Origin of the sequence: Salinibacterium sp. SWN248 (assembly GCF_015864575.1) — a bacterium.
Classification (GTDB): Bacteria; Actinomycetota; Actinomycetes; order Actinomycetales; family Microbacteriaceae; genus Rhodoglobus.
The window spans coordinates 1-4,521 of record NZ_JADYWW010000004.1; the positions used below are offsets into that span (position 1 = coordinate 1).

The following is a 4,521-nucleotide window of genomic DNA, read 5'->3' on the forward strand; positions in this document are numbered from 1 at the left end:
CGGATTCCTTTGGAAAAAGATATAAACAACAAAGCAAGTCAGTATTGATTTGTTCTGTCAGTTTCAAACTTGTTGCCTCGACACCCTATTCCGGGTGCGGGTAACGCAAGATGTGCATTGAGGAGCTTGCTTCTTGGTGCAATCAAACATTTATGGAGAGTTTGATCCTGGCTCAGGATGAACGCTGGCGGCGTGCTTAACACATGCAAGTCGAACGATGAAGCCGGAGCTTGCTCTGGTGGATTAGTGGCGAACGGGTGAGTAACACGTGAGTAACCTGCCCTTGACTCTGGAATAAGCGTTGGAAACGACGTCTAATACCGGATACGAGCTTCAGCCGCATGGCTAGGAGCTGGAAAGAATTTCGGTCAAGGATGGACTCGCGGCCTATCAGGTAGTTGGTGAGGTAATAGCTCACCAAGCCTACGACGGGTAGCCGGCCTGAGAGGGTGACCGGCCACACTGGAACTGAGACACGGTCCAGACTCCTACGGGAGGCAGCAGTGGGGAATATTGCACAATGGGCGCAAGCCTGATGCAGCAACGCCGCGTGAGGGACGACGGCCTTCGGGTTGTAAACCTCTTTTAGTAGGGAAGAAGCGAAAGTGACGGTACCTGCAGAAAAAGCACCGGCTAACTACGTGCCAGCAGCCGCGGTAATACGTAGGGTGCAAGCGTTATCCGGAATTATTGGGCGTAAAGAGCTCGTAGGCGGTTTGTCGCGTCTGCTGTGAAAACTGGGGGCTCAACCCCCAGCCTGCAGTGGGTACGGGCAGACTAGAGTGCGGTAGGGGAGATTGGAATTCCTGGTGTAGCGGTGGAATGCGCAGATATCAGGAGGAACACCAATGGCGAAGGCAGATCTCTGGGCCGTTACTGACGCTGAGGAGCGAAAGCATGGGGAGCGAACAGGATTAGATACCCTGGTAGTCCATGCCGTAAACGTTGGGAACTAGATGTAGGGGCCATTCCACGGTTTCTGTGTCGCAGCTAACGCATTAAGTTCCCCGCCTGGGGAGTACGGCCGCAAGGCTAAAACTCAAAGGAATTGACGGGGGCCCGCACAAGCGGCGGAGCATGCGGATTAATTCGATGCAACGCGAAGAACCTTACCAAGACTTGACATATACGAGAACGGGCTAGAAATAGTTCACTCTTTGGACACTCGTAAACAGGTGGTGCATGGTTGTCGTCAGCTCGTGTCGTGAGATGTTGGGTTAAGTCCCGCAACGAGCGCAACCCTCGTTCTTTGTTGCCAGCACGTAATGGTGGGAACTCAAAGGAGACTGCCGGGGTCAACTCGGAGGAAGGTGGGGATGACGTCAAATCATCATGCCCCTTATGTCTTGGGCTTCACGCATGCTACAATGGCCGATACAAAGGGCTGCAATACCGCGAGGTGGAGCGAATCCCAAAAAGTCGGTCTCAGTTCGGATTGAGGTCTGCAACTCGACCTCATGAAGTCGGAGTCGCTAGTAATCGCAGATCAGCAACGCTGCGGTGAATACGTTCCCGGGCCTTGTACACACCGCCCGTCAAGTCATGAAAGTCGGTAACACCCGAAGCCAGTGGCCTAACCCGCAAGGGGAGGAGCTGTCGAAGGTGGGATTGGTAATTAGGACTAAGTCGTAACAAGGTAGCCGTACCGGAAGGTGCGGCTGGATCACCTCCTTTCTAAGGAGCACGTGCAACTCGTTTTCTCGTCTCTGCGGTATACACAGAGTTAGTGGGGAACGAATTTATGTTGCCGAGTCGTACCAGCCTGTTCGGGTTGGACGGCGCTCATGGGTGGAACATTGACATTGTGATCAGAGGAACTGTTGTTTCTTTAGTACGCCGGCTTGCCGGTTGGAACGAGGGGTTTCAGGGGTGCTGGTCTTTGCACGTTGTTGGGTCCTGAGGGACCGGCCACGAACCTTTGGGTTTGTGTTCGTACCTTAGGACCGTGAACACCCGTCAAGGGTGTTTGGGTCTAACGGATCCTGGTACTGCTTCCCTTTGGGGTTGTGGTGGAGGATACCGCCCGTATTTTGAGAACTACACAGTGGACGCGAGCATCTTAGATCTGACCGAAAGGTCGGATCACAAGAAATAAACGATGACCCTCACAGCTTTGGTTGTGGGGAATAATTCATTGGTCAATCTCGGCACTTAGGTGTCGCGATCGATTCTTATACTCATGTGATATCAATTTTCTAAGAGCAAACGGTGGATGCCTTGGCATCTGGAGCCGAAGAAGGACGTATAAATCTGCGATAAGCCTCGGGGAGCTGATAATAGAGCTTTGATCCGAGGATTTCCGAATGGGGAAACCCCGCTGGGCGTTGCAAGACGACTCAGTGACTCCCGCCTGAATATATAGGGCGGGTAGAGGGAACGTGGGGAAGTGAAACATCTCAGTACCCACAGGAAGAGAAAACAACCGTGATTCCGTTAGTAGTGGCGAGCGAAACCGGAAGAGGCCAAACCGATCATGTGTGATAGCCGGCAGGCGTTGCATGGTCGGGGTAGTGGGACTTTTCAGCTGTTACTGCCGTACAGCAAGGATTACAAAGTGATATAGACGAATGGGATTGAAAGCCCAGCCATAGACGGTGCCAGCCCGGTAGTCGAAATGTTGCAATGGTCCGAAGAGTATCCCAAGTAGCACGGGGCCCGAGAAATCCCGTGTGAATCTGTCAGGACCACCTGATAAGCCTAAATACTTCCAGATGACCGATAGCGGACAAGTACCGTGAGGGAAAGGTGAAAAGTACCCCGGGAGGGGAGTGAAATAGTACCTGAAACCGTTTGCTTACAAACCGTTGGAGCAGCCTTAGTAGCTGTGACAGCGTGCCTTTTGAAGAATGAGCCTGCGAGTTAGTGATCAGTGGCGAGGTTAACCCGTGTGGGGCAGCCGTAGCGAAAGCGAGTCTTAATAGGGCGTTTTAGTCGCTGGTTCTAGACCCGAAGCGAAGTGATCTATCCATGGCCAGGTTGAAGCGTGTGTAAGAGCACGTGGAGGACCGAACCCACTTAGGTTGAAAACTGAGGGGATGAGCTGTGGATAGGGGTGAAAGGCCAATCAAACTTCGTGATAGCTGGTTCTCTCCGAAATGCATTTAGGTGCAGCGTTGCGTGTTTCTTGCCGGAGGTAGAGCTACTGGATAGCTGATGGGCCCTAAAAGGTTACTGACGTTAGCCAAACTCCGAATGCCGGTAAGTGAGAGCGCAGCAGTGAGACGGTGGGGGATAAGCTTCATCGTCGAGAGGGTAACAGCCCAGACTACCAACTAAGGTCCCCAAGCGTGTGCTAAGTGGGAAAGGATGTGGAGTTGCATAGACAACCAGGAGGTTGGCTTAGAAGCAGCCACCCTTGAAAGAGTGCGTAATAGCTCACTGGTCAAGTGATTCCGCGCCGACAATGTAACGGGGCTCAAGCACACCACCGAAGTTGTAGATTTCGTATTTTAGGTAAGCCTTCGTGGTTCAGCCGTACGGAGTGGTAGGAGAGCGTCGTGTGGCGAGTGAAGCGGCGGTGTAAACCAGCCGTGGACGCTACACGAGTGAGAATGCAGGCATGAGTAGCGAAAGACGGGCGAGAAACCCGTCCTCCGAATGATCAAGGGTTCCAGGGCCAGGCTAATCCGCCCTGGGTAAGTCGGGACCTAAGGCGAGGCCGACAGGCGTAGTCGATGGACAACGGGTTGATATTCCCGTACTGACGAAGAACCGCCCAAACCAATCCAGTAATGCTAAGTATCTGAATCCCCTAGACCAATCCCTTCGGGGTGAGGCGTGGGGCCTAGCGTACGACCCTATTCTGGTGCGGTTAGCGTATTAACAGGTGTGACGCAGGAAGGTAGCTGAGCCGGGCGATGGTTGTCCCGGTCTAAGAATGTAGGCCGAGAGATAGGCAAATCCGTCTCTCATTACGGCTGAGACTCGATGGGTAGTCCTCACGGACGAAATCAGTGATCCTATGCTGCCAAGAAAAGCATCGACGCGAGGTTCAAGTTACCCGTACCCCAAACCGACTCAGGTGATCAGGTAGAGAATACTAAGGAGATCGAGAGAATCGTGGTTAAGGAACTCGGCAAAATGCCCCCGTAACTTCGGGATAAGGGGGGCCTAAGGCGTGAACGGACTTGCTCCGGGAGCGCTGCAGGGCCGCAGAGACCAGTGGGAAGCGACTGTTTACTAAAAACACAGGTCCGTGCTAAGTCGCAAGACGATGTATACGGACTGACGCCTGCCCGGTGCTGGAAGGTTAAGAGGAACGGTTAGCCGTAAGGCGAAGCTGTGAATTTAAGCCCCAGTAAACGGCGGTGGTAACTATAACCATCCTAAGGTAGCGAAATTCCTTGTCGGGTAAGTTCCGACCTGCACGAATGGCGTAACGACTTCCCAGCTGTCTCAACCGCGAACTCGGCGAAATTGCACTACGAGTAAAGATGCTCGTTACGCGCAGAAGGACGGAAAGACCCCGTGACCTTTACTATAGCTTTGTATTGGTGTTCGGTGTGGCCTGTGTAGGATAGG

Annotated in this window: 2 rRNA genes; both read left to right on the top strand. The window is 53.1% G+C overall.

Going from position 1 to position 4,521, the window contains the following annotated elements:
• Nucleotides 1-149: 149 nt before the first annotated feature.
• Nucleotides 150-1,674, top strand: a 16S ribosomal RNA gene (locus I6E73_RS14525).
• A 511-nt stretch (nt 1,675-2,185) separates the two neighbouring features.
• Nucleotides 2,186-4,521: ribosomal RNA gene (locus tag I6E73_RS14530) — 23S ribosomal RNA — on the top strand; the annotation flags it as partial.